This window comes from Pedobacter sp., from assembly GCF_965279535.1.
In the GTDB taxonomy this organism is placed as follows: Bacteria; Bacteroidota; Bacteroidia; order Sphingobacteriales; family Sphingobacteriaceae; genus Pedobacter.
Window position 1 is genome coordinate 3,280,292 of record NZ_OZ257244.1, and the last position, 24,603, is coordinate 3,304,894.

Consider the following 24,603-nt stretch of genomic DNA (forward strand, 5'->3'; position numbering starts at 1 on the left):
ATCTTACATATGCTGTTCCTCTTTAAGTAAGAGGGCCGTTATCTTTAAAGAAAGTTTTTTAGCACCGTATTCATTCAGGTGATCGGCATCGTAAAAGTCGTTGGCTTTAAAGCTGCTGTCATCCAGTAAATTGTAGTATTTGGTTAACCGATGAGTATTACCGATTTGCCTGATGGCTGATAGTGTACCCTTCAATTGCGACTGACGTAAATGAGTGATATAAGATTTATAGGCAGGACTGGTAAATAATAAAACCTTGATTTTACGCAGTTCTGCAAAATCAATAATTTCATTAAGCAAGCGTATATTCTGCTCAAATCTTTTATTCGTTTTAGCCGTGTGACGGGCTGCGGCGACTGGGCCGGTTTTATCTAAATTTTTGTGGGTCCGCGCTGTGTAACGTTGTCCCCAGCCCAGCCTTGAGCAGGAGGTGTCTGCCTGTCCTTTTACATAATAAGCATACAATCTCGTTAAATTAACATCAAGCTTGTTTCCGAACACCTCCGTATCACTAATGAGCTTGTGATGGGTTTCAATGTGGTAATAAATACTGTAATTTTTACTTCGCCAGGCTTCAGGGCTATCTTCCAATAGGCCGTAAAGCGAAAAATAGTCTACCGGTAATACAATGTATTTAAGTTTAGACCAGTTGTTTTGGTATTTCTTTAAAATTGCAAGGTCGTAATCAAATGATTGCGATATGTAGCTGGCATTGAAACTAGCTTTTACATATTTTGGGTCTATTCCATAATAAACATGAGAACTACCCAGAAAAAGCGTGGATATTTCATTTGCATGATGGTCTAAATAATCTTTTTTAAATTCATAATCGTTGGGAATACGTCTGATTAATAATTCTACAGTTAAGCCTAAAACTAATATTGGCGTAAGAAAAAGGAGGAGGTACTGGACAAATTTTTTCATAGCTAGAATTGAAAATAGATAAACTGTTGCTCTTCACCCGAAAAATAAAAAATGGTTAATACAAGGGCATAGTAAAGCCCCCATCTGACAGGTTTGATCCACATAAGACCGAATTTTTGAATGGCATAGGGCTCATTTCTCCCATTCCACTCTAAAAGAATGAACAGTGTGAGGAGCAGGAAGAGTTTGATTGGCAATACCTGCGGGATACTAAATAGTGAGGCAGATCCGATAGATGAAATAATATGGAATGCATGTTGTACGGAATTCGCCCTAAAGAAAATCCAGGCAAAAACAGTGAGTGCAAAAGTTAGCATAATGGCCAGCAACTCTTTAAATGAGGGCCAGGTTCGTTCGGCGGCAACAATATCTAAATTAGACCGGTTGGTGTTAAATATAATGGACGGCATGATATAAAGCGCATTCAACAGCCCCCAAACGATAAAAGTCCAGTTGGCTCCGTGCCAGAATCCGCTAACCAGAAAGATGATAAATGTGTTTCGGATCTTACTCCAGGTGCCTCCTTTGCTTCCTCCTAGCGGAATATAAAGGTAATCTCTAAACCATGTGGATAAAGAAATGTGCCAGCGGCGCCAGAATTCGGCAATATCTCTGGAGAAATAAGGGTAGGCGAAGTTGCGCAAAAGTTCAATGCCAAAAAGCCTGGCGGTACCCAGGGCAATGTCAGAATAACCCGAGAAATCGCCATAAATTTGAAAGGCAAACAGGATAGCGCCTAATAATAAAGTGCTGCCTGAATAGGCATCAGAATGATTAAAGAGGGTGTTGGCAATGGTTGCACATTGATCGGCAATCACAATTTTTTTGAATAATCCCCATAGAATTTGCCTTAGGCCATCAACAGCCTTACTATAATCGAAATTTCTTGCTCTTTTAATCTGCGGAAGCAAGTGGGTGGCCCTTTCAATTGGCCCTGCAACTAACAGCGGGAAGAAACTTACAAATAAAGAATAATCAATGAAATTTCGTTCGGCCTTGATTCTTTGTTTATAGATATCGATCACATAGGACAGGCCATGGAAAGTATAAAAGGAAATGCCTACTGGTAAAATAACTTTCAACGTCCAGGGATTAACTTTTAATCCAAAATTGGAGATGGCCTCAGCAAATGATTCGGCAAAGAAATTATAGTATTTGAAAACACCGAGAAACCCAAGGTTTATGCAGATGCTGAGCCAAAACCAAAATTTTCGCTGATTGGGTTTTTGTTCCATCTTCAAGCCGGTAAAGAAATCGAGCAGGGTAGAGAAGATTAGCAGAAACATGAACCGCCAATCCCAGCAGGCATAGAAGAAATAGCTGGCAAAGAGCAGGAGTACATTTTGCAGCCTCAGTTGTTTTTTCCCGATTAGCCAGTAGAGTGTGAAGATAAGCGGGAGGAACAGGGCGAAACTTAAAGAGTTGAAAAGCATGGGACTATCTTTAAATGATTTTAAGGTGGATATAAAACTAAGGGAATAATCCTGTAGTATTAATGATGCGAAGCGGGTTGTGCCGAAAATGGATAAAAGCTGTGCAGGCGCTGTAAATAATTTTACAAGTGGAGCTGAGAATTTTTTATGCAGGTAAGCATAAGGACACTTTTGTCTGACTAACTTCCTTTTCTGTTAAAAATGAAGCAATTACGATGTTAAGTTTGGATTAAAAACTTGTTCCTATAGTGGGAAATTCATTTCAAAACCTTATCTTTGCGGCAAATTTGAGGCGCATTTTATGCAAAAGATAAGAAATATAGCTATTATAGCACACGTTGACCACGGTAAAACCACTTTGGTTGATAAGATTTTACACTCTTGTTCTATTTTTCGTGACAACGAACAAACAGGGGAGTTGATATTGGATAATAACGATTTAGAGCGTGAGCGTGGTATCACCATCGTGTCTAAAAACGTATCTGTTCAGTACAAAGACGTAAAAATTAACATCATCGATACACCTGGTCACGCGGATTTTGGCGGTGAGGTAGAGCGTGTTTTGAAAATGGCCGATGGGGTACTTTTACTTTGCGATGCTTTTGAAGGTGCAATGCCTCAAACGCGTTTCGTAACGCAAAAAGCTTTAGCATTGGGTTTAAAACCAATTGTAGTTGTAAATAAAGTAGATAAAGAAAACTGTCGCCCTGAAGAGGTTTATGAGCAAATTTTCGAATTGTTCTTCAACCTTGAAGCAACTGAAGAGCAATTGGATTTCCCGGTTATTTATGGTTCATCTAAACAAGGATGGATGAGTACTGACTGGCAAAAACCAACAACTGATATCTTCGCTTTATTAGATGCGGTTGTGGCAAATATTCCACCTGCACCAATTAACGAAGGTACTTTACAAATGCAGATTACCTCATTAGATTATTCATCTTTCGTAGGTCGTATTGCAATCGGTCGTGTACACCGTGGTACAATTAAAGAAAACCAACCTGTTACTTTAATTAAACGCGATGGCAAAATCGTTAAATCAAGAGTAAAAGAACTTTATACTTTCGAAGGTTTAGGGAAAATCCGTGCTACAGAGGTAAGATCGGGTGATATTTGCGCTGTTGTAGGTATTGATGGTTTTGATATTGGTGATACCATCGCTGATTTCGAAGCACCAGAACAATTACCGGTAATCAGCATTGATGAGCCAACAATGAACATGTTGTTCACGATCAATAACTCTCCATTTTTCGGTAAAGAAGGTAAATTAGTTACTTCTCAACGTATTAAGGAGCGTTTATATAAGGAAATGGAGAAAAACTTAGCACTTAAAGTTGTTGAAACAGCTTCTCCTGATTCCTGGTTAGTATATGGTAGAGGTATTCTCCATTTATCAGTATTAATCGAAACCATGCGTCGTGAAGGTTATGAAATTCAAGTTGGTCAGCCACAGGTTATCGTTAAAGAAATCGATGGTAAAAAACATGAGCCAGTTGAAACATTAATTGTTGATGTACCTGCGGAAGTTTCTGGTAAAGTAATAGAATTGGTAACTCAGCGTAAAGGTGAATTATTAATTATGGAACCAAAAGGTGATTTACAACATTTAGAGTTCGAAATTCCTTCTCGTGGTATTATCGGTTTACGTAACAACGTATTAACTGCTACGGCTGGTGAGGCCATTATGGCACACCGTTTCAAAGCTTATGAGCCTTGGAAAGGTACAATCCCTGGACGTTTAAATGGTGTATTGGTTTCAATGGAAAAAGGTCAGACAACTGCTTATTCTATTGATAAATTACAAGATAGAGGTCGCTTCTTCGTTGATCCGGGAGCCGATGTTTACGAAGGTCAGATTATGGGTGAGCACATCCGTGATAATGATTTAGTAGTAAACGTTGTTAAAGGAAAGGCATTAACCAACATGCGCGCATCTGGTACAGATGATAATACGCGTATCGCACCTGCAATTAAATTCTCTTTAGAAGAGGCTATGGAGTACATCCAGGCTGATGAATATATCGAGGTTACACCAGCAAGTATGCGTTTACGTAAAATCTTCTTAACAGAACAAGAACGTAAAGTAAAAGGAAAGCAATTTGCATAAGCCTTTTAAATATTAATATATAAGCCTCGATGTAAATCGAGGCTTTTTTTTTGCATCTTCTAATCAAAAGACCGCGATCCTCCGGCAACAGGCATGTTTTTTGCCTGCTGCTCCATTTGCGCTCTGATTATTAATTTTAACTTTACGCTTTAACTGTATAACATGCTTAAAAAGGGGTTCACCCATTTGGGGATATTTTTTATAGCCACACTGTCACTTCTGCCTATGTCCGTTTTGTATGTCTTTGCAGATGGACTTTATGTATTGTTATACTATGTTGTAAGATATCGGAGAAAGGTTGTCAGAACTAATCTTTTAAATGCATTACCAGAAAAGAATTTTGATGAGATTAAGCAGATTGAAAAAAAGTTCTTCAGGTATCTGGCATCACTAATTTTTGAAATTGTAAGACTAAACAGCATTTCGAAAGAAGAAGCATTAAAACGATTCGTTTTTCGAAATAAAGCCTTAATCGATAGCTACTTAATGCGGGGAGAAAGTGTTTTGGTTTGTTCTGCTCACTATGGAAACTGGGAGTGGGGAACCTTAAGCTGCGGGTTACATTTTGAAGCAACACAATACCCGATTTATAAACCACTAAACAACAAATCCTTTGATGACTGGTTTAAGAAGATCAGAAGTAAATTTGGAAATAAAATGATTGCCATGAGGCAGACCTTCAGGGCGTTACAAGCCAGCAAGGATGAAACAACTATTTTTAGCTTTGGTAATGACCAGGCGCCAACAAGGGAAGAATCCAATTATTGGACAACTTTTCTAAACCAACCCACGGCTATACAATTGGGGATAGAAAAAATTGCAAAAAAAACCAACCGACCGGTTTTCTATCTTAAAGTTAAAGTTATTAAAAGAGGATATTACGAGGTAGATTGTGTGCCGCTTTGTTTAAATCCTGCTGAAACTAAGGAATATGAAATTACAGAACAGCATACCCGGTTTCTGGAACAAATTATCCGAGATGAGCCAGCCTATTGGCTTTGGAGTCACCGAAGATGGAAGCATCGACCTCATTAGGACAGTTTTCAGTTGACAGTTGGCAGTTTCCAGTTTTCGGTTGAGCAGTTAAACAATTCAGCAATAGTAGTGCAATTAATAAATGAAGACCCTTAAAAGGATTTTAAAATGGTTTTTTATACTGGCCATTACCTGTGTCACCGCAATTTTTATTTGGAAACCTTACTTATTAAGGGTTTTACGTTACCGCACGCCAAGCGCAGAAACTTACAAGATTTTTCCTCAGGCTGTTGTTTTTCCCGGTGATGCTCATTTTTTATTTAAAAGAGCATTAAAAATGCGGACCGATTTGGATAGCCTGCATGTATTCAATGGCCAAAACCAATCCATTCGTTTTGACGATTATTTTAAGCAAGGTAAATTAACCGCTTTTATTGTCATCAGAAACGACAGCATCATTTATCAGAAATTTGCTGATGGGTATGCAGATAGTACATTAACCACAATTTTTTCAGGAGCTAAAAGTCTCATTTCTATTATGATTGGGCAGGCACTGGCTGAAGGCGACATAAAAAGTTTGAATGATAAGGTTATCGATTATATTCCAGAGCTGCGGACGAACACCGCATTTCATCATATTTCAATCAAAAATCTATTGGATATGAAATCCGGGCTAACCTTTCAGGACGCTTTTGGTGGTTTTATAAAGGCCTTTTTTTCTGATGAGGCCAAATACTATTATACCAGCGACATGAAAGCTGAATTGATAAATGTTAAATTGGTTAATGCACCAGGAACCGTTTGGAAATATAAAAGTATTGATCCGATTTTGTTGGGCTGGATTTTAGAAAGTGCAACAAAGAGAACAGTAGCGCAATATTTCCAGGAAAAAGTTTGGGTTAAGATGGGTTCGCAATATAAAGCTACCTGGGGATTGGATCATCCCGGAGGCTTGGCGAACACCGCAAGCCGTTTCCAGGTTACGGCAATAGATCTGGCCAAAATCGGTCGGTTGTTCCTAAACAATGGAAATTATAATGGTCAGCAGGTGGTACCCGCAAGCTGGATAAGGCAATCTGTTAACATTGGCAACGAAAAGCCTTCATCGGCTAAGGGCTGGCAAAAATCAGCGCATCATTACCTTTGGTGGATTCCACAAGAAGGTGAAAAGGGTGACTATGCCGCGGAAGGTATGCTTGGGCAGAGACTTTACATAGATCCTAAAACCAATACGATTATAGTGCAGCTTGCCAATCATGGTGCAGGTGATTATCCTTATCGAAAAATAAGCAGGTACCTGGCAGGTAAGCCCTTTACTTATCCTAACCGCTAATATTTCGATCTCATCCGCTTTGCCATAATTCATTAAAATGGTACATTGCTATGCAATGGAGAATAATGACGTAAAGATTTCTAAAAAGAAGCCGATTTTTCCGGTTACACCGGCCTTACAAAAATATCTTCGCCTCTATCAAAGGGAAGCCAAACTGCCTATTTCTTATAATGATTTGATGCAGTTTAATGAAGCTTTTCCCTTGATGGATAAACAGGGTAAGGATTCATTGTGGGAAGGACCGATTTACGCCCAGGATTTGATCGAAAAACTCCATAATGGCTTAAAGGAAATTTATGCGAGCTTAAAGGCCTCGGGTAATCTACGTATCGTAGAGCATAAGTACATTGATAAGATTGAGTATTGCACCTTTGGCAATACGCATCCGTTCCGGATTAGAATTGTAAACAGACTAAATGATGTTTATGATTATTTCTACATTAAGAAAGCCGATGCTTCCCGTATTTACGGACTGGAAATGGAAGAAATACTTTCACCAAACCAGGTGAATTATCTGGTGGATGGCGATACATTGGTTGAAGAACATATAGCCGGAATACCCGGTGATGTTTTTACGAAAGGACAATTATACACCCCTGAATTTAATCCCACCCGTATAGCCAAAGAGTTTGTGAAATTTAATGAGCGTTGTCTCATTATGCTTTTGGGCGATATGCGTGCCTATAATTTTGTAGTACAGATTACACCAGATTTTGACGATATCCAGTTTCGCATCAGGGCAATAGATTTTGATCAGCAGTTTTATGAAGGTAACCTGAAAGTTTATCTCCCTCAGTTTTTTAAAGAAAACCTGCCTTATGTTAAACTGAGTATGGAGCAGCTTACCGAGAAAACTGTATTGCAGTACCAACAAGAAGAAAGATCATCTATAGTACATCGGGTGAGGAGTGAACGCCATCGTTTAACCGATCTTCGCGATGTTTCGAAGCGGGAAGAGCTAACCACTCCCGAAAATATCGCCAGGCTAAAAAAAGGAATGGCAGAATACTTTAAAGACGATAACTATCTCCACTGTACCAACATGACGGATATTATTGAGTTGAATATCAAAAATATCATCAGACAGGTGAAACTGTAATTGATCAAATGCTGATGATTGATTGAATGAATAGGGATTGATGGAGTGGATTGTCTAATGACCTCAGCTAATGACTAATGCCCAACAGGCCAGTGTACTATCAATAAAAACGGCTGGACAAGCCAACCGTTTTTTGAGTGAATTTAGAAAGAGCGTCTAAAGCGTTGATCAGGCGTGTTGCCCTTCATGTACGCCTTCGGCAAATTCCTCCACTATTTTATCGTTAAATGCGGGTAGATCTTCCGGTGTTCTGCTGGTAACTAATCCCTGATCCACCACCACTTCCTCGTCGCTCCAGTCGGCACCTGCATTGATCAAATCCTGCGAGATATTTTTCACCGAAGTGAGTTTCCTTCCCCGAACTACATCTGCATTAATTAATGTTTGTGGTCCGTGGCAGATTGCAGCAACAGGTTTCCCAGCCTCAAAAAATGCCCTCACAAAAGCTATTGCATCATCATTAACCCGTAATTGATCTGGGTTTATAACACCACCAGGTAAAACCAAGCCATTATAGTCGGCAGCATTAACCTCGCTAACGGTTTTATCAACATCAACCTCAATAGACCAATGATCATGGTTCCATGCTTTAATTTTGCCACTTTTTGAGGAAATTACGTGAACGTTTGCACCCTCTTCCTTTAACCTTTTTAGCGGTTCTGTTAATTCTACTTCTTCAAATCCGCTTTCTGAAAGTATTGCAATGTTGCGGTTACTTAACTGTCCCATAGTTGTATTGTTTTTAATAGGTATTATGGTATAGACAGCTAAAATTGGAAGATTGTTTTTATAATTTTATATTATTGGATGACCAGAAACGAATTTTGGTTAGCGATATTATAATTGTGTAAGGCCTCATAAACTACTCTACTCACAATAGTTTTTATAGGTATAGTGTCCTTAAATGCATTCAAATCAAGTTTTATTTGCAGGCATGAGCCCGATTTATTTTTTCTAAATCCGATTATTCTCAGCAGCATCAAATTTTCTTTCTGAAAGTATATTTGGGAGGGAATTTCTGAAAATGGTGTAAATCTAATCCTTATCTGATTTCGTTTGATAGAAAAGCGAAGGTAGAGCTGGTCTTTCCATAAATAAAATATGAAAGCTTTGATTTTTTCTTCCACTAAATCGAAGAGAGCATCGTCAAACTCCTGCCCATCATTAAAATAGCCTGTTGAATGACAGTTGAGCTGGTTAATCCTGTGGTCAATGGTTTGAATTTTTTCTTTAATAAAATCTGCCATCCCCTGCCGGATGTTAAGTGCTTCTAATCTTTTCTTCTGATCCTCCAGCATTTCCTTTTCTTTGGCATGAGGATCAATCATTGACTTAAGTGTTCTAATTTGGCGTTCTATGCTAAACAGATTTTTAGAATTTAAGTATACCGCTTCCAGGTCGTTGTCCAGCTGATCGGCCTTGAGGAGAGACAGAATTAATTCTTTTTCTTGTTCGTAATGAGAGATGAGTTCGTTAATTTCTTCGTTCATAGGCTAATCATTTGTCTTTCTGTGTTTAAGAAAATACAGTGCCAGGTTACAGGCAATGATGAGGTGGTGAAAGAGATTTGGAATTAATCCGTAATATTTAGTAAAGATTTTGAAGCGTTCTTTCAGGCTTTCCCGATGCTTCTTCTTACTCATTCCCCCAACCAGGTATTTAGCTACATAACGGTGTACATTTACAATATTTGAGGCTTTTTTTGCCGCTTTGATAATCCAGTCTATATCGGAACTGTATTTATATTGAAGGTCGTAGGGAACAGTGATACTTTTTTTAATGTAAATGGCCTGGTGACTGATGCTCATCCCGTATTTAAAACTTTTCCAGTCAAATTCTTCGGGTACTTCATGTCTTCTTCTCCCCAAACTTTCCCAATTGTCGTTGTACATCTCTGTTTCTCCGTAATAAATATCTGCCCATGGAGCAGCGGCGAAAACAGCTTCTACTGTGTTTTGATCATATAATTCATCACCAGAGTTCATAAACAGAATATAATCGCCGGTGGCCAGCGCCAGGCCTTTGTTCATCGCATCATATATCCCTTTATCTGGCTCTGAAACAATTTTTGAAATGTGATCCTGATATTGGTTAACAACGTCCAAAGTTCCATCTGTTGATGCACCATCAATTACAATGTATTCAATCTTTTTGTAGGTTTGATTGATTACAGATTGAATGGTTCGCTCAATATCGCGAACATTATTATATACGATGGTGATGATGGATAGTTTAGGCATTTAGTTCATTAAATTTTTTAGGGTTTCAACATCTGGCAATATCCCTTGATACTCATCAGGTAAAGTATTATTATATCTGCTATTTAATATCGCAGACTTAAGTGCTTTTATATTATCGTAATAGGCATTTGTCAATTCTAACTTCATATTACTTAGGCTGTAGATCAATCAAAGTTTCGTACAGATGAATGTGCTCGGCAGCAATTACTTCCTCCGAAAAATCTGAAAGAATGGTAAATCTTGCCGCTTTCTGAATTTCTTCCTTGTTTGGACGATGGTACAGCCATTCGATCCCATTAGCCAGATCCGCGGCGTCCTGATAGGTGGCAAGATAGCCATTTTGCATATGCTTCACCATGTCGGGAATTCCTCCTGTGGTAAAAGCAATAACAGGAGTGGCACAAGAAAGGCTTTCCATCACTGTATTTGGCAAATTATCTTCTAAAGATGGGGTAATGAATGCATCTGCTGCAGAGTAACACTTGGCTAAATGATCATCTTTATTAATTGTTCCTAAAAAAGTGGTTTTAAAAGGGAAGGCGGGCAGCTCCGCATTATCCTTATTGCCAAAAATAACCAGCTCGATATCTTCTTTTTTAATCCCGGCCCTTCGGGATAGGATTTCTAAAGCTTCAATCAGGTAAGGAGTTCCTTTATGCTTATCGTTTTTAGAAGGCATAAAACCACTCATCAATACGAATTTATCCGGATCTATTTTAAGTACTTTTTTAGCTTCAGATTTTACATAGGGTTTAAAAATCTGTGTTTCTATGGTGTTTGGAATTACAGTGGTTTTTCTGGTGCCCAACAAACTGCTGAATTTTACCGATTTGGCCATCCAGTTACTGGGTGCAACAATGTGAAAATTTAGTTCTGTATATGCTTTCTGCTTGCGGAGCCAGGTTTTATGAGAGATATCATTCCTGCCACTCAGCTTTAAAATCGGGCAGTTGCCACATTGTTGATGAAAGTGCTCGCAACCATACCGTACATGGCAGCCACCGGTAAACGCATTGCTATCATGAAAAGTCCATACCACAGGCTTTTCCAGTTCATCTAACTGGGCTAAAAACCTGGGGTTTAAAAAACCATGGTTTATCCAGTGGAGATGTATGACATCGGCATTTTTAACATCAGGATGGTTAATTACCGACCGACCATACCATTGCAAACTGAAAGGGGTTTTGACCGATTTGCTCAACCATTTAGAAAAATAGCGTTCAGCCAAAATATTGTAAACTGCTTTCGCCTTTTGGAAAGGGTTCTTGCTGAATGTATCTATTTTAGGATTTTGACCGAATTTATAGTATACCAAAACCTTCGAATCAATACCAAATGCCTTAAGCGCATCGCTCAGGCGTAAACAAGCACGGCCTGCTCCGCCATTGCCATCATAAGTATTTAAGTGTACAACTTTCAAATCTCTCAAAAATACATTTTATTGTTTACGATTATAAAAACTGTTGCGTATTTTCATCTTTCCAAACATCCTTATCGCTAACTTATGATAAAATCTTTCTTTAAAGCACTAAAAATAGCTGCTTTGCTGGTACCCGTCTATTCATTTGGACAAAATCAAACTTATTTTGCCGCATACCCAGCTTTAACGCCCGATGCACAAACAATAGTATTCAGTTACGATGGCGATATCTGGAAAGTTCCGGTAAAAGGCGGTTTGGCAACACGTATTACAGCGATGCAGGGAGAAGAAATTAATCCAAAGGTTTCTCCGGATGGTAAATGGCTGGCATTTTCTTCTAATCAATTTGGAAACCAGGATGTGTATGTTATGCCTATGGCTGGAGGAGATATCAGACAGCTTACTTTTAATGATGCGACAGATGAAGTTGATAATTGGGGCTGGGACTCTAAAAGTATCTATTTTACTTCAGGACGCTATAATTCCTTTTCGAGCTACAAGGTAATGGTAAATGGAGGTTCTGCCATCCGCCTTTTCGATAATTACTTCAATACAACCCATCACATTGCAGAAGCGCCAGACGGGCAATTGTTTTTTAATGATACCTGGGAAAGTTATCGTTTTCCAAACCGTAAGCACTATAAAGGCGCGTACAATCCTGATATTCAATCTTACAATCCTAAAAACAAAAGTTATAAACGGTATACAGATTATAACGGAAAGGACTTTTGGACTACCATAGATCAAAAGGGTAATGTGTACTTTGTTTCTGATGAGGGAAATGAAGAATATAACCTTTACACTTTTAACAATGGGAAAAAAACCGCCCTTACAAAGTTCGACAGTTCTGTTAAACGCCCTTTTGTAGCTGCTAATGGTTCATTAATTGTATTTGAAAAAGATTATCAGCTTTACACCTATGATGTAGCCACAAAGAAAACAGAGAAAGTAAACATCAGTTCGAGCAGAAACCAGGTGTTGAGCAAAGAACAGGAATACGATGTTAGAGGCAATATTTCTTATTTTGATGCTGCTGTGGATGGAAAAAAGATAGCCTTTATCTCCCGCGGTGAGCTTTTTGTAAGTGATGCAGAGGGTAAGTTTATCCGGAAGATTACCAATACCGGCGAGCGGGCAATGGAGTGTAAATGGCTGGCTGATAATAAGACCATTTTGTTTAGTCAGACTGCTGGTGGCTACCAAAACTGGTTTACCATAACAGGTGACGGAAAAGGTACACCAAAACAGATAACGAAAGATAAGGCCAATAACAGGGATATTACCTTTAACAAAGCCAAAACCCAGGCCGTTTACCTAAGCGGCAGAAATGAGCTTCGGTTAATGGATTTAAAATCATTGGATAGCAAAACCATTGTTACCGATGAGTTTTGGGCCATACAAAACGCCGCTCCGAGTTTTTCTCCAAATGATGAGTATGTTTTATTTACGGTTTACAGAAACTTTGAACAAGATATTGTGGTGCATCATATCAAAAACAATAAAACCATTAACTTAACCAATACAGGTGTTACAGAAACCAGTCCTGCATGGTCTCCTGATGGTAAATATATTTTTTTTACCAGTGCCAGAACCAAGCCTGCTTATCCCAGCGGTTTGTCGAATAGCCATATCTACAGGATGGCACTGAACAATTATGATGAACCTTTTCGATCAGATAAGTTTGACGAACTTTTTAAAGAAAATAAACCTGAACCAAAAGAGGTTAAACCAGGGATAACGGATCCAAAGGAGAATAAAAAAGTAAAAGCGGCTGATACTGTAAAGAAGAAGAATGAGGTTAAGCCAACAGCCAAACCAGCAAATGTAATTACGATTAATACACAGGATATCTTAGATCGCATAGAATTGGTTGGTCCGGGATTTGGAGGACAGTATGGTACCGATGTTTTTGCAAAAGGAGATAAAACTTATGTTTTCTACAGCTCAAATCATGAAGGTGGGGCACCAGGAATCTACAGAACAACATTAGAACCCTTTGAAAACAGAAAAACGGAGAAAATTGCAGACGGTGGTGGTTTTGGTATCATTCAAAGTGGCGATAGATATTTTATGTTGATTAATGGCGTAATCAATAAATATAATATCGATGCAAACAAAGCAGATCGAATTGATCACAATTACAAATTTACCAGAAACCTCAATGCAGAGTTTAACCAGATGTTTTATGAAACCTGGGTAGGCTTAGATGAGAATTTTTACGATGAAAAGTTTCATGGTGTAGATTGGGAGAAAATGAAAACGCAGTATGCGGCTTATCTGCCATATGTAAACAACCGCAACGACCTGAGAATTCTATTAAATGATATGCTGGGTGAGCTGAATTCTTCTCATATGGGATTCAATAGTAACGGACCCGAAGAGCGTAAAAATCTAACCTATACGACAAATGAAACAGGGATATTATTTTCTAATGAAAATCCCCTGCAGGTAGAAAGGATTGTAGCTAAAAGCAATGCCGCAGCAGCAGGAGTTAATGTTAAAGCCGGCGATGTGCTAAAAGCAGTAAATGGAATTGAGGTAGACGAGAAGATCGACCGTGACTACTATTTCAGTAAACCCTCATTAGATCGTGAAATGACCCTGACATTACTGCGTAATGGAAAGGAAGTCATTGCAAATGTGCACCCGGAGAGTTCTGCAACTTTGCGGACAAACCTTTATGATGAATGGATTACCCAAAACCGCAGGAATGTAGATAAATGGGGGAAGAACAGGATTGCTTATTCCTACATGAAAAATATGAGCGGTGGAGAGTTGGAAAGGTTTTTATTAGACATGATGGAGCAGGAGGAGAACAAAGATGCCATCATTTTGGATCTTCGCTACAATACCGGAGGTAATGTTCATGATGACGTTCTAAGATTCCTATCTCAGCGCCCATATTTGCAATGGAAATATAGAGGAGGAAAGTTGGCCCCACAAAGTAACTTTGGCCCTGCAGTGAAGCCCATTGTGTTGTTAATTAATGAACAATCTTTAAGTGATGCAGAAATGACAGCTGCTGGATTTAAACAACTAAAACTCGGCAAGGTGATCGGAACAGAAACCTATCGCTGGATTATTTTTACCTCCGGAAAAGGCTTAGTTGACGGATCTTCTTACCGCTTACCTTCCTGGGGCTGTTACACCATGGATGGGCAAAATATAGAGAAAGAAGGCGTTAAGCCAGATATTTATGTGAAAAATACTTTCGAAGATCGCCTGGCAGATAAAGATCCCCAATTGGAAAAAGCTGTAGCGGAGATTTTGAAGGACTTGAAATAGGGTTTTGGAGTTTAATTGTTTAATCGTCCACTCGTTTAATTGTTAGTCGGTTAGGCAGTTCTTCAGTTAAACAGTTAAACAATTAAACATCAATTAAAACTTTTTCCGTTTCTTTGGTGCTTCGAAATTTTAGTACATGGCAAATTTATTAACCGACAGGGCTTTTTGGGTAAATTATTGGGAGAGTAAAAAAGGATTAGCAGTGCAATTGCCATCCAATTATCTGTTTCATCGCCAACTGGCAGAAATAATTTCGAAAAATAGCGTTAAAAATGCTATTGAATTAGGAGGTTTTCCTGGCTACTATGCTGTTTTTTTGAAAAAGTATTTCGATCTGGATGTTACCTTGTTGGATTATTTTGTTCATCCACCTGTGGTAAATGAGCTGCTTGAAAAGAACGGATTAACTGAAAAGGATATCCATATCATTGAAACAGATCTTTTTAACTACCAGCCAGAACAAACTTATGATTTAGTATTGAGCTGCGGCTTAATTGAACATTTTAACGATACAGCTGATATTATTAAGCGACATATTGCCTTTGTTAAACCCGGAGGAACTTTATTCATTACCTTACCGAATTTTAAAGCGGTTAATGGTTGGTTTCAGAAGAACTTTGATAAAGAGAATTACGATAAGCATAACATCAACAGCATGGACCCGGCCTTACTTAAGCGCATTTGCGAGGAAGCCGGATTAAAAGATGTGAAATCGGGCTATTTTGGTCGTTTCAGTATCTGGTTAGAAAATGAAGCTGAAAAATCTGCCGGTGTTCGCTTGTTTAAGAAGCTGGTTTGGCTGAGCGGAAAAATATTTACCAGGATTATTCCTTTCGAGAGCAAAAGTTTATCACCATATATTATCTTAGAGGCAAGAAAATAATTGCGCTCTATGTCAGTAAGTTGGGGTTATTCGCCAAAAACAGAAAAATACATTCCTTTAGCAGGCTTTCCTGCTGATAAATACCTGATTGTTGCTCAGCAAGCGATCAAAAATCTGGGCTGGAGTTTAAGCCATCTGTCTGAAAGCGGATTGATTGCTTATACCAAAATTTCATTTCAATCTTACAGTGAGGAAATCTCAGTGCGGATTCATGGCGATTTTGCAGTGATAAAAAGCGAATGTGTCGGGATTCAAATGTTGTTTAACGACTATGGAAAGAATGAGGCTAATCTTGCGAAGTTTTTTCACGAGTTTGAGTATGTAGAATTTCATTTAAAGGATGTTTGGGAAGAAAGGCTGGCTCAATACCATCAACAGATAGCGGATCAGGATAAAAACTATTTTGAACAGGCACCGCTGGCCACTAAAGATAAAATTAAGAACTTTTTATATCTTTTCTTTCCGCAGAAAGGATATACTGTTACCCCCGTTCTGGTATTGTTAAATGCATTTTACTACCTCGCTACCATCGCCATTTCTATTTTCCTGATGCGCAATTTTATTGCTGCAAAGGGTAACTCGGTTGATTACTACACGATACAGATGGAAGCAAAAAAAATGGCTTTAAGTTTTGGGGTAAATCATCGCAATATGGTGTTGGATGGACAGTACTGGCGATTAATCAGTTATCAGTTTATTCACGCATCTCTTTCTCATCTCTTTTTCAATATGTATGCCTTAGTTTACCTGGGTTTGATGATTGAAAATAAACTGGGCTGGAAAAAGTTCCTGTACGTATACTTGTTGAGCGGAGTTTGTGGAGGCCTGGTAAGCCTTACTTTCCATCAGGAAACGATTATGATGGGCGCATCTGGCGCAATAATGGGACTTTATGGTGCTTTTATTGCTTTACTACTAAATAAGTCATATGAAAAGAATGCAACAAGAGCGCTCTTAATCAGTACGTTATTTGTATCCGCTATTGTTCTTATAAATGGCAGTATGGGTAAAAGAGTAGATAATGCAGCACATATCGGAGGATTTCTTTCAGGTTTTATACTGTGTTACCTCTTAACTTTTAAGGTAGAAAAGACGGTTTTGCTTAAATCCTGGGCACGATATGCTACCGCCTCCTTACTTTTTCTTTTGTTCTTTTCGGGAATGATTTATTTCAGTCCGAAGTACCAAACAGAATTGTACCGGGAACTTAATGCCAGGTTTAATACTAATCTTGAAGTAATCAATAACATCATGAGGCTTAGAGTCTCTTTGCCTAAAGATGTAAAATTGAACGCCATTAAAACAGATGGTATTGCCCCAACGGAAAAGAACCTAGAACTGGCGAAGCAAATGGAAAAGCTAACGCTCAAATCAGAAGACGCTGTTGCACGAGATAGGAAGCTGAAGCTGGCAAAAGCCTCTCATCGGGCAGTTATGTTAATGTACAGAGATATTAAATCAGATAGTACCTATCGCTATAGCAAGCAAACTTCTACAGCGATAGGTCAGATCTTTGAATTGTTATATGCCGAAGAAAAGTAAATTTCCTAAGGTGTTTTTTTATAAAGCCCAAATTCACTCAAAGTAAGGCATACCGGTGATTGGGTAATAATCAATCTCACTTTTGAAGTAGTTACGGCATCGTCTAATTTGATCAGTCTTTTCGCCCCAATGCTGGTGCCTTTATAAACCTTTTGCCAGGTGTTGTTGAACCAGATTTCTACGTTGTAAGACTCAATTCTTTGTCCCAGGGGGATATATTCCTGCAAACTGATTATATCAAAGGATTGGGGTGTTTTAAGGTCAAGTTCCAGACTGGCAGTATGCATGTCATCAGTACTTGCCCAATAGCTTTCCTTGTTGCCATCTAAGATTTTGCTGGCTTCAAATTTTTTACCGCGGGTATTGCTTGCCACAATACTGGCATTTTTAGCCAGGTTATTGGCAAATGTATTTTTCACGGTGCTTCCGAAGGTTCTTAGCGCTTCTACATCATCTGCATGGAGTTGTCCACGGGTATCAGGAGCCAATCCTAAGTCTAATCCCGCACCTCTGCCTACACTTTTGAGGTAAAGATCGAATAACGTTTCAGGAGTTTTAGGTTTTTCTGTGGCATGGTAAAACCATCCTTTACGTAAAGGTACATCACATTCTGCAGGCATCCAAAATTTACCATTTCTAATTCCCATTGGGCTTTGAGGGTAGTTTGCTTGTCCTGGAACAGCTGCGTTTTTACCTTCAGGAGCCATTGGTGTAAATGTAGCCCAGCTGGTTTCGGCAGCATGCCCGTCTTCATTGCCCACCCAACGCACGTCCCAGCCAATATCGCTGAAGATATTAGCCATAGGCTGTTTTTTACGGGTGATGGCCCAGGTATTATTCCAATCGTAGTATACCGTATTGTCAATTGAACGGCGCTCTCTGGCACCACCATAATATCCATCTCCACCGTTGGCACCATCAAACCAGCTGATGAAAAGTTCACCATAATTGCTGTATAATTCTTTAAGCTGTGCCTGATAAATAGATAAATAGGTTGGTGTGCCATAATTGGGATTGTTGCGATCCCATGGGGAGCAATAGAGGCCAAATTTCAGTCCGTTCTTTCTAACCGCCTGCTCTACTTCCTTAACTAAGTCGCCTTTTCCATTTCTGAATGGGCTGTTACTGATGTTGTAATTGGTAGTTTTGGTTGGCCACAAAGCAAAACCATCGTGGTGTTTGGCTACCAGAATGATGCCCTTCAAGCCTCCGGCTTTTGCGGCGCTAATAATCTGCTCTGCATTAAAATCTGTTGGGTTGAAACTTTTAGGATCGGCATCACCGAATCCCCATTCTTTGTTTTCAAAAGTAGTTGGGGTAAAGTGAATCAAGCCATATACTTCAATGTCGTGCCAGGCTAACTGGCGTTTGGATGGCACTGCACCATAAGGTTCAGGTGCATTTTGAGCATACCCGTAACCAGATAAGAACAGGAGGATTAGGAATAATCTTTTCATAATAAAAAATTGAATCCTAAAGTTAAGCCCAAATCCATTAATAAATTAAGGGATATAAGCTTTTTGTTAAGAAATTTTGTTCCTTAATGGCAAATATTACTGAAATCTTAATGTAGAAGGTTTGTTAATAGATTATTTATTTATTTTTTCTTGTAAAAAGCGCTTAATTCTATCCCAAAGATTACCTTTTCTATTGGCTAAAAAGTTTTTAATGGCCTGGTAAACCATTTGGTTTTCTTCCACAACCTCAGGGAACTCCGTTACAGGCTTTGGATTGATGATGACGTTGTAAATGTCATTGATGCCCGAATGAACACCAGTACCATCGTGACCGATATTGTTAACTAAAGATTGGGAAGGGTTAAGTGTTAAGCCTCCTTTTAAAAATATGGAAGCATACCAACGGATCGCCCAGCTATTGTTTTTACCTTTTTTAAATTCCTGCATTTGTTTCCAGAAGTTCATCGTATTGTCGATGGCAAATGCTGATTTCTTTTGCTGATCAAATTGGGATATGAGGGTATCTATATCGGGTTCGAAATTTTTCCAGGCCCTGGCCCAGGTTGCCCATCCCCAGCTTGTGGCTGCCCTATAGAAAAATGACTGTGGAAGATCGTCTGCTTTCAATGGGTACATGTAAGCTCCAACGTGCATCACTTTTTCCGCTGTTTTATAACGGTTTAGCGCATCATTAAAATAGGTTAGCGTATGTGGTGATGTAATCAGGTCATCTTCAAAAACAATTACATGGCCGTAGTCATTTATCAACTGACTTACTCCAGCTATAACCGAATTTGCGAGGCCCGCATTATCCTGGCGTTCTATAACTTTAACCGATTTAAAACCTTCTGCATTGCGGATGATTTCTCTTACTTCAATTACCTTTTGCTCGTCTTCTGGCCTTTTTGCCCCGTCTGAGAAAATATATAATCTACTATCAGCAGCCAGCAAATTCTGTTGTAAAAACTTCAGCGTCCGCGCGGTATGTTGCGGGCGATTATAAACAAAAAGTGCTATGGGTGCCAGGTTTTGCATATTTACTGAAACTAAAATATGTGTAGGTTAGAATCAGATTTCTGTGTTAAAACAGTATAGGCATTTGCAAATTGCTCTTGTTTCTTCCTCCCGAGAAAGTTGCCGAGTACTTTCTTTAACCGGTATTCTAATTCTATCTTGAGGTTTTTACTAAAGGTTTTGGGCGCTTTCCTGTTAATAAACTCATTAAACTTGGTGGTTTCCGGAGCTGTCATCGAAACTTTGTCCTCTAATATTTCCAGGCCTTCACTTTGCAATAAAAACCTCAATGAAGTAGGTGTGTACATGTTAATGTGGCCGTAGTCCAGAAAATGTTTCATGCGTTTATCTACGCCGAAACGATAATCTTTAGGTACTTCCACCACAATGTATCTGGCAACTCTTTTTAATTCGCGTAATAAAATACGTTCGTGTTCTACGTGCTCCAATACATGGGCAAGGATTACCAGATCAAAGGCATTATCTTCATAAGGGATTTTATACCCATCAAAAGACTGGGCGAGAACAAGCCTTGAAAGTTTCCTTTCTTTAATAAGTTCTACGCCACTTTGCGCGATTTCCAGTGCATAAAGTTCCGGAGCAAAATTCCATTCATTTAAAAAATGCAGGATGCTTCCATCACCAGCGCCAACTTCGAGTACTTTTTGGGGTTTGATGCCTTTACAAACATCAACTATATTTTGTGCCTTGTATTTTGCACCAAGCATGCGCCAGGCAACATCGCTATTAGTATAAAAATTATCGTAGGCCGTTTTAACTTCTTCGCTTAACATGGTAGAGCTCCCGCAATTAAATTCCTAAACAATTATCGGCCTTGTAGAATACTGAAGTGGCTTTCTCGTAAAAAAGGCCTGGGGAAATACCGCTAAAGCTCAATTCTTTGAAGCCATTTTGTTTCAGGAATGTTCTTGCCGGATCGTAAACTTCACGCTCACTATCATCCAGTACCAATACCCCCTGACTTGAAAGGGCATCAATGCTATATTTACAACAGTTTACCCGGTCGCGGCCATCTACAATAATGATGTCAAATTTTCTATTCAGAAGTTTAGCTTTCTGTGCATATTCGCCATCTTTTTCCAAATGACAGAAAATCATTTCTGCGTTATCTGGGCTGGTATTTTTAACCCGATCAAACCAGCCTTTGTCATGCTCTACAGAAGTAACTGATTTGGCACGTTCTGCATAGAAAATGGTTGAGCTTCCGGATCCGTATTCAAAAATATCCTGATTTTTATTGATCCGGTTTTTAATAAAATCAATAAAAGAGTACGTTACCCAGGGCAAGGCCTGGCCCTGGCCATCAACAGCCTGTTTTTTATCGAATGCAGTAAACCAGCCAATGCTGTTTAAGTAGCCTTTATGGCCATATGATAATAATGCTTTTAGCCTTTGAGGCTTGGCGATTAACCGGGTTAATGCTTTTAAAGTGCTCAACGTTTAAATATTTTTTGAAATGCCGTGACCAAAAATAATGATTTTAACATCATTATACCTTGCTGACGGGTTTTAGGTATAAATAAAAGATAAAATGTAGAAACAGCACAAGCGATAAGTGTAGCTATCGATGCACCTATTCCTGCATATTTCGGTATTAACCAAAGATTTAATAAGATGTTTACCAAGGCTCCGGCGGCAGTTCTGTAAAAAGCTATTTTGGTGTAACCCTCTGCTAAAAGGTATTGAGAACTCGCGCTCCCTAAAAATACGAAAACGCCCGACCAGATATGGATAGATAACATTGCTCCAGCTCCCTCATACCTGTTGGAATAGAGTAGGTGGATAATGAAATTGCCGGAAAAACTCACAATAATGGCTGTAGGGATACAAATAAATATTAACAGGTCATAAAGATTACCCAATCTTTTAATGTAACGCTCGTGATCTGTTTTTCTTGCATTTATAAGTGCAGGGAAAACAGAGGTAATTATAGCTACTGGTATAAAATACCAGGCCTCACTCAGATTGGCTGCTGCACTATATATACCTACCGCTTTGCTACCAACATCTTTAAGCATCACTACATCAATCTTCATGTAAAGTGAAACCATTACGGCAGAGAGTATTAATGGAGCAGATTGTTTAAGAAGAGATCGGGCTCTTGTGCTATTGTAAGTCCATTCGAAAATGTTAAACCCTTTTCTTTGATAAATAAGCACTAATCCAAAAGCCAATATCAAGCCATCAAAAACTAAGGCCAGAACGATATAAATTAAAGGCAGGTTTAATGAAACTATTGTAATTTTTACTGCTGCTGAGATGATCAGACAGATATTTTGTACTTGAACAACGTATTTTGATTGTACCTGTGATTGAAAATAAACGTCAATAACATTGAAAGATTTGAAGAAAGAGGCCAAGGCCAGCAAGCCTACCATCAGGGTTAATGATTGACCGGGAGTTGATGACAAATGATGACTTAACCCATAAATACCCATGGCAACAGGAATTAACAAGGCATTTGTTATTATTCTTAGCCAAAGAGAAGTTCCTAAAATTTCATTTTTTTTATCTGGTTCTTGTACAATTTCTCTGATGATAAAAGTATCCAACCCTAAAGCGCCTACAGCAGCTAAAATGGCCACTAATGCTAATCCAAAATTTAATTCACCAAAAGAATCCGGGCCCAGATATCGCGCTACCAGCAAGCCAACCAGCAAGCTTAAGATTTTTCCAAACATCAGCCAACCCGTATTTTTCAAATACTTGTTAAATGCCTCCTCATCAAAACCTTTTATAACGGGTAATTTCATTAACGCAAAGATGTAAAAATTAAATGCTATGCAGAAAACTCTTTTCTATGCGATTAAGCTGTTTTAAATGGTGTTTCAAATGAATTTCAATAAAACGGAGCCACTGTTTTGCATTCAAATAGCCCAAACGGGGATGTTTTGTCTTTAGATTAGCATCAGCCTGAGCAATACCAGGATAAGCCTTGGCCAGGGCATTTTCAAATTGATGGATAAAGCTTAGTGCTTCAACTTTAGTGATTTTCTTCACCCGATCAGCCAGTTTTGAAGGCACTTTATATTTTTGAGGGGGCAGGGACCCGAAAAACAAAATCAGTTTAACAGCAAAAACCGTTTTTTGGTACTCAGCTTTACCGTTAATACAGTTTTCTAAAGCCATTACAGACAGAAAGCTGGAATCAAAAATATGCGAATACACCTCGCTGTAACTCCAGCCAGCAATGGGTGGTGTGGCCTGAAAAACAGCTTCGGGATAATGAAGCAGCTTTGCTTTATAAGCACTTAGAATTTGGTGAATAGCAGCATTGATTTTTGAAATCTTCATTCAATAAAGATAAACCGAATTACTGTTTCTCCAAAAATGCCACAAAAATGTAATGGTACAGCATGGCTGGATTAATGGTGCTTAAACATCTTAAACGGTAAGAAAATTGAGTCCTGTAGGGCTTACAAAAAATGAGTATTCACAACAATTACTAAAATAGTTCCAGTAATTCTTTAAGATGTAAGATCTCCTTCTTCACATCCGCTGGTTTTTCCTTTTGGGTTGGATTAAAGAAGATGGCTTCCATACCAAAATTCAAAGCGCCGTAAATATCAGCCTCCAAACTATCACCAATCATAATGCTTTCTGCTTTGAGCGCCCTGGCTTTATCTAGTGCATACTCAAAAATAATAGGACTGGGTTTGTTCACCCCAACATCTTCAGAAATGATTACGTTTTGAAAATAAGGATTCAGCTTAGAAAGATTCATTTTGGTTAAGGTTGTTTCTTTAAAGCCATTAGAGATAATATGCAGGGTATACTTCTGTTGTAAATAGCTTAAAACATCTTCTGCTCCCTCAAGTAAATTGGTTTTAGTAGGAGAAATGCTTACATAGTCATCTTCAAACTGATGGGGTACTGCATCGGGATGAATACCCATTTGAAGAAAGGTTTTACTAAAACGTTCTGAACGGAGAAACTCTTTTGTTATTTTGCCTAAGTGGTAATCTGCCCAAAGCTGATGGTTATTTTCAGTGTAGGTAGTAATAAAATCTGCGCAAGATTTTAAACCCAGTTCATCGAGCTTGTAGGTATAATAGAGTTCATTTAGTGTTTCTTCAGCATTGCGGTCGAAATCCCAAATGGTATGATCGAGGTCAAAGAAGATATGTTTTTTGGAATGATGCATATAAAGGCAAAGTTCGCAAAGATTTCTTGCAATGCCATTAAATTCTGGTTTTTTGAATTAAAATTGATGCACTATACCTTTTCGCCATAGGCCAGATCGCCGGCATCTCCTAAACCTGGAACAATGTACGATTTGCTGGTCATTTCTTCATCAATAGCACCCAGCCAAAGTTTTGCTTTGGGTAAATTGGCCCGTACATGCTCAACACCAACCGTACTTGCAATGGCTGCAACAATGTGAAGTTCTGTGATTTTATATCTGTTAATCAGTTCTTTACAACACATTACCATGCTTTGGCCAGTGGCCAGCATAGGATCGGCCATGATCAATACACGGTCGTTTAAATCCGGGCTGGAGATGTAATCCATCTGGATAACAAAATCACCACTCTTTTTTACTTTCCGGTAGGCTGAAATGAAACAGCATTCTGCCTTGTCAAAAATGTTAAGCAGTCCTTGTTGAAGAGGTAAGCCAGCTCTCAAAATGGTAGCCAGAACCGGCTGCTGTGCTAATACTTCACAAGAGGAAACCCCCAGCGGGGTAACTACTTCTTTAATATCATATTTAAGATTCTTGCTGATTTCGTAAGCAAAAAACTCCCCGATACGTTCCAGGTTTTTACGGAAACGCATAGAATCCTTTTGAATCTCTTCATCTCGTAATTCGGAAATGAAGGTATTGGCTATGGATTTCGTTTTGCTGAGGTTAAAAATCATGATGGATGGT

At 38.8% G+C, this 24,603-nt stretch carries 21 protein-coding genes; 7 read left to right on the plus strand and 14 right to left on the minus strand.

The annotated features are described in order from the left end of the window. Nucleotides 1–3: 3 nt before the first annotated feature. Together ACQY77_RS13315 and ACQY77_RS13320 are read right to left on the minus strand one after the other, a co-directional pair. Nucleotides 4–924, minus strand: coding sequence for a hypothetical protein (locus ACQY77_RS13315; protein WP_421941660.1), 921 nt, complete (start codon nt 922–924; stop codon nt 4–6). A 2-nt stretch (nt 925–926) separates the two neighbouring features. Next, entirely contained in the window at nt 927–2,357 is a 1,431-nt protein-coding gene (locus ACQY77_RS13320) for an MBOAT family O-acyltransferase (protein ID WP_421941659.1), read from the minus strand. 301 nt (nt 2,358–2,658) lie between these two features. On the opposite strand from ACQY77_RS13320, the gene typA reads away from it, so the two are divergent. The 4 genes from typA to ACQY77_RS13340 all read left to right on the plus strand — a co-directional run bounded on the left by typA (nt 2,659) and on the right by ACQY77_RS13340 (nt 7,871). Continuing rightward, nucleotides 2,659–4,464 (plus strand): translational GTPase TypA, encoded by a 1,806-nt coding sequence (typA, locus tag ACQY77_RS13325; RefSeq protein ID WP_421941658.1) that lies wholly within the window; start codon nt 2,659–2,661, stop codon nt 4,462–4,464. Between the two features lie 162 nt (nt 4,465–4,626). Next, the gene (locus ACQY77_RS13330; RefSeq protein ID WP_421941657.1) at nt 4,627–5,499 is read left to right on the plus strand and encodes a lysophospholipid acyltransferase family protein; all 873 of its coding nucleotides are present in this window, start codon (nt 4,627–4,629) and stop codon (nt 5,497–5,499) included. 82 nt (nt 5,500–5,581) lie between these two features. Then, nucleotides 5,582–6,772: a serine hydrolase domain-containing protein gene (locus ACQY77_RS13335; RefSeq protein ID WP_421941656.1), complete on the plus strand. Its 1,191-nt coding sequence runs from the start codon at nt 5,582–5,584 to the stop codon at nt 6,770–6,772. A gap of 55 nt (nt 6,773–6,827) precedes the next feature. Continuing rightward, complete coding sequence (locus ACQY77_RS13340; protein WP_421942381.1) at nt 6,828–7,871, plus strand: hypothetical protein; 1,044 nt, start codon at nt 6,828–6,830, stop codon at nt 7,869–7,871. Between the two features lie 168 nt (nt 7,872–8,039). On the opposite strand, the gene ACQY77_RS13345 is transcribed toward ACQY77_RS13340, so the two are convergent. The 4 genes from ACQY77_RS13345 to ACQY77_RS13360 all read right to left on the minus strand — a co-directional run bounded on the left by ACQY77_RS13345 (nt 8,040) and on the right by ACQY77_RS13360 (nt 11,540). Further along, entirely contained in the window at nt 8,040–8,600 is a 561-nt protein-coding gene (locus ACQY77_RS13345; protein WP_421941655.1) for a type 1 glutamine amidotransferase domain-containing protein, read from the minus strand. 71 nt (nt 8,601–8,671) lie between these two features. After that, a complete protein-coding gene (locus ACQY77_RS13350) occupies nt 8,672–9,361 on the minus strand; it encodes a hypothetical protein (RefSeq protein WP_421941654.1) in 690 nt (229 codons plus the stop codon). A gap of 3 nt (nt 9,362–9,364) precedes the next feature. Next, a complete protein-coding gene (locus ACQY77_RS13355) occupies nt 9,365–10,111 on the minus strand; it encodes a glycosyltransferase family 2 protein (protein WP_421941653.1) in 747 nt (248 codons plus the stop codon). 148 nt (nt 10,112–10,259) lie between these two features. Next, nucleotides 10,260–11,540 (minus strand): glycosyltransferase family 4 protein, encoded by a 1,281-nt coding sequence (locus tag ACQY77_RS13360; protein WP_421941652.1) that lies wholly within the window; start codon nt 11,538–11,540, stop codon nt 10,260–10,262. 75 nt (nt 11,541–11,615) lie between these two features. On the opposite strand from ACQY77_RS13360, the gene ACQY77_RS13365 reads away from it, so the two are divergent. From ACQY77_RS13365 to ACQY77_RS13375, 3 genes are all read left to right on the plus strand, one after another. Next, nucleotides 11,616–14,816, plus strand: coding sequence for a S41 family peptidase (locus ACQY77_RS13365; protein ID WP_421941651.1), 3,201 nt, complete (start codon nt 11,616–11,618; stop codon nt 14,814–14,816). Between the two features lie 136 nt (nt 14,817–14,952). Beyond that, nucleotides 14,953–15,699 (plus strand): class I SAM-dependent methyltransferase, encoded by a 747-nt coding sequence (locus ACQY77_RS13370; RefSeq protein WP_421941650.1) that lies wholly within the window; start codon nt 14,953–14,955, stop codon nt 15,697–15,699. Nucleotides 15,700–15,708: 9 nt separating this feature from the next. Continuing rightward, nucleotides 15,709–17,241: a rhomboid family intramembrane serine protease gene (locus tag ACQY77_RS13375; RefSeq protein ID WP_421941649.1), complete on the plus strand. Its 1,533-nt coding sequence runs from the start codon at nt 15,709–15,711 to the stop codon at nt 17,239–17,241. A gap of 5 nt (nt 17,242–17,246) precedes the next feature. On the opposite strand, the gene ACQY77_RS13380 is transcribed toward ACQY77_RS13375, so the two are convergent. The 8 genes from ACQY77_RS13380 to upp form a co-directional block, all read right to left on the minus strand. Further along, nucleotides 17,247–18,698 (minus strand): alpha-L-fucosidase, encoded by a 1,452-nt coding sequence (locus ACQY77_RS13380; protein WP_421941648.1) that lies wholly within the window; start codon nt 18,696–18,698, stop codon nt 17,247–17,249. Between the two features lie 132 nt (nt 18,699–18,830). After that, the gene (locus tag ACQY77_RS13385) at nt 18,831–19,733 is read right to left on the minus strand and encodes a sugar transferase (protein WP_421941647.1); all 903 of its coding nucleotides are present in this window, start codon (nt 19,731–19,733) and stop codon (nt 18,831–18,833) included. Between the two features lie 11 nt (nt 19,734–19,744). Further along, the gene (locus ACQY77_RS13390) at nt 19,745–20,506 is read right to left on the minus strand and encodes a class I SAM-dependent methyltransferase (RefSeq protein WP_421941646.1); all 762 of its coding nucleotides are present in this window, start codon (nt 20,504–20,506) and stop codon (nt 19,745–19,747) included. Between the two features lie 16 nt (nt 20,507–20,522). Continuing rightward, the gene (locus tag ACQY77_RS13395) at nt 20,523–21,170 is read right to left on the minus strand and encodes an FkbM family methyltransferase (protein ID WP_421941645.1); all 648 of its coding nucleotides are present in this window, start codon (nt 21,168–21,170) and stop codon (nt 20,523–20,525) included. Beyond that, nucleotides 21,167–22,486 (minus strand): flippase, encoded by a 1,320-nt coding sequence (locus ACQY77_RS13400; RefSeq protein ID WP_421941644.1) that lies wholly within the window; start codon nt 22,484–22,486, stop codon nt 21,167–21,169. The genes ACQY77_RS13395 and ACQY77_RS13400 overlap by 4 nt, the downstream gene beginning before the upstream one ends. Before the next feature lie 19 nt (nt 22,487–22,505). Beyond that, the gene (locus tag ACQY77_RS13405; RefSeq protein ID WP_421941643.1) at nt 22,506–23,027 is read right to left on the minus strand and encodes a DinB family protein; all 522 of its coding nucleotides are present in this window, start codon (nt 23,025–23,027) and stop codon (nt 22,506–22,508) included. Nucleotides 23,028–23,178: 151 nt separating this feature from the next. Then, nucleotides 23,179–23,877: a YjjG family noncanonical pyrimidine nucleotidase gene (locus ACQY77_RS13410; RefSeq protein ID WP_421941642.1), complete on the minus strand. Its 699-nt coding sequence runs from the start codon at nt 23,875–23,877 to the stop codon at nt 23,179–23,181. Between the two features lie 71 nt (nt 23,878–23,948). Beyond that, nucleotides 23,949–24,593: a uracil phosphoribosyltransferase gene (gene upp / locus ACQY77_RS13415; RefSeq protein ID WP_421941641.1), complete on the minus strand. Its 645-nt coding sequence runs from the start codon at nt 24,591–24,593 to the stop codon at nt 23,949–23,951. Between the last annotated feature and the right edge of the window lie 10 nt (nt 24,594–24,603).

Coding starts and splice junctions, on each gene's coding strand:
- ACQY77_RS13315 (WP_421941660.1), bottom strand. CDS start 924: ATGAAAAAATTTGTCCAGTACCTCCTCCTTTTTCTTACGCCAATATTA.
- ACQY77_RS13320 (WP_421941659.1), bottom strand. CDS start 2,357: ATGCTTTTCAACTCTTTAAGTTTCGCCCTGTTCCTCCCGCTTATCTTC.
- typA (WP_421941658.1), top strand. CDS start 2,659: ATGCAAAAGATAAGAAATATAGCTATTATAGCACACGTTGACCACGGT.
- ACQY77_RS13330 (WP_421941657.1), top strand. CDS start 4,627: ATGCTTAAAAAGGGGTTCACCCATTTGGGGATATTTTTTATAGCCACA.
- ACQY77_RS13335 (WP_421941656.1), top strand. CDS start 5,582: ATGAAGACCCTTAAAAGGATTTTAAAATGGTTTTTTATACTGGCCATT.
- ACQY77_RS13340 (WP_421942381.1), top strand. CDS start 6,828: ATGGAGAATAATGACGTAAAGATTTCTAAAAAGAAGCCGATTTTTCCG.
- ACQY77_RS13345 (WP_421941655.1), bottom strand. CDS start 8,600: ATGGGACAGTTAAGTAACCGCAACATTGCAATACTTTCAGAAAGCGGA.
- ACQY77_RS13350 (WP_421941654.1), bottom strand. CDS start 9,361: ATGAACGAAGAAATTAACGAACTCATCTCTCATTACGAACAAGAAAAA.
- ACQY77_RS13355 (WP_421941653.1), bottom strand. CDS start 10,111: ATGCCTAAACTATCCATCATCACCATCGTATATAATAATGTTCGCGAT.
- ACQY77_RS13365 (WP_421941651.1), top strand. CDS start 11,616: ATGATAAAATCTTTCTTTAAAGCACTAAAAATAGCTGCTTTGCTGGTA.
- ACQY77_RS13370 (WP_421941650.1), top strand. CDS start 14,953: ATGGCAAATTTATTAACCGACAGGGCTTTTTGGGTAAATTATTGGGAG.
- ACQY77_RS13375 (WP_421941649.1), top strand. CDS start 15,709: ATGTCAGTAAGTTGGGGTTATTCGCCAAAAACAGAAAAATACATTCCT.
- ACQY77_RS13380 (WP_421941648.1), bottom strand. CDS start 18,698: ATGAAAAGATTATTCCTAATCCTCCTGTTCTTATCTGGTTACGGGTAT.
- ACQY77_RS13385 (WP_421941647.1), bottom strand. CDS start 19,733: ATGCAAAACCTGGCACCCATAGCACTTTTTGTTTATAATCGCCCGCAA.
- ACQY77_RS13390 (WP_421941646.1), bottom strand. CDS start 20,506: ATGTTAAGCGAAGAAGTTAAAACGGCCTACGATAATTTTTATACTAAT.
- ACQY77_RS13400 (WP_421941644.1), bottom strand. CDS start 22,486: ATGAAATTACCCGTTATAAAAGGTTTTGATGAGGAGGCATTTAACAAG.
- ACQY77_RS13405 (WP_421941643.1), bottom strand. CDS start 23,027: ATGAAGATTTCAAAAATCAATGCTGCTATTCACCAAATTCTAAGTGCT.
- ACQY77_RS13410 (WP_421941642.1), bottom strand. CDS start 23,877: ATGCATCATTCCAAAAAACATATCTTCTTTGACCTCGATCATACCATT.
- upp (WP_421941641.1), bottom strand. CDS start 24,593: ATGATTTTTAACCTCAGCAAAACGAAATCCATAGCCAATACCTTCATT.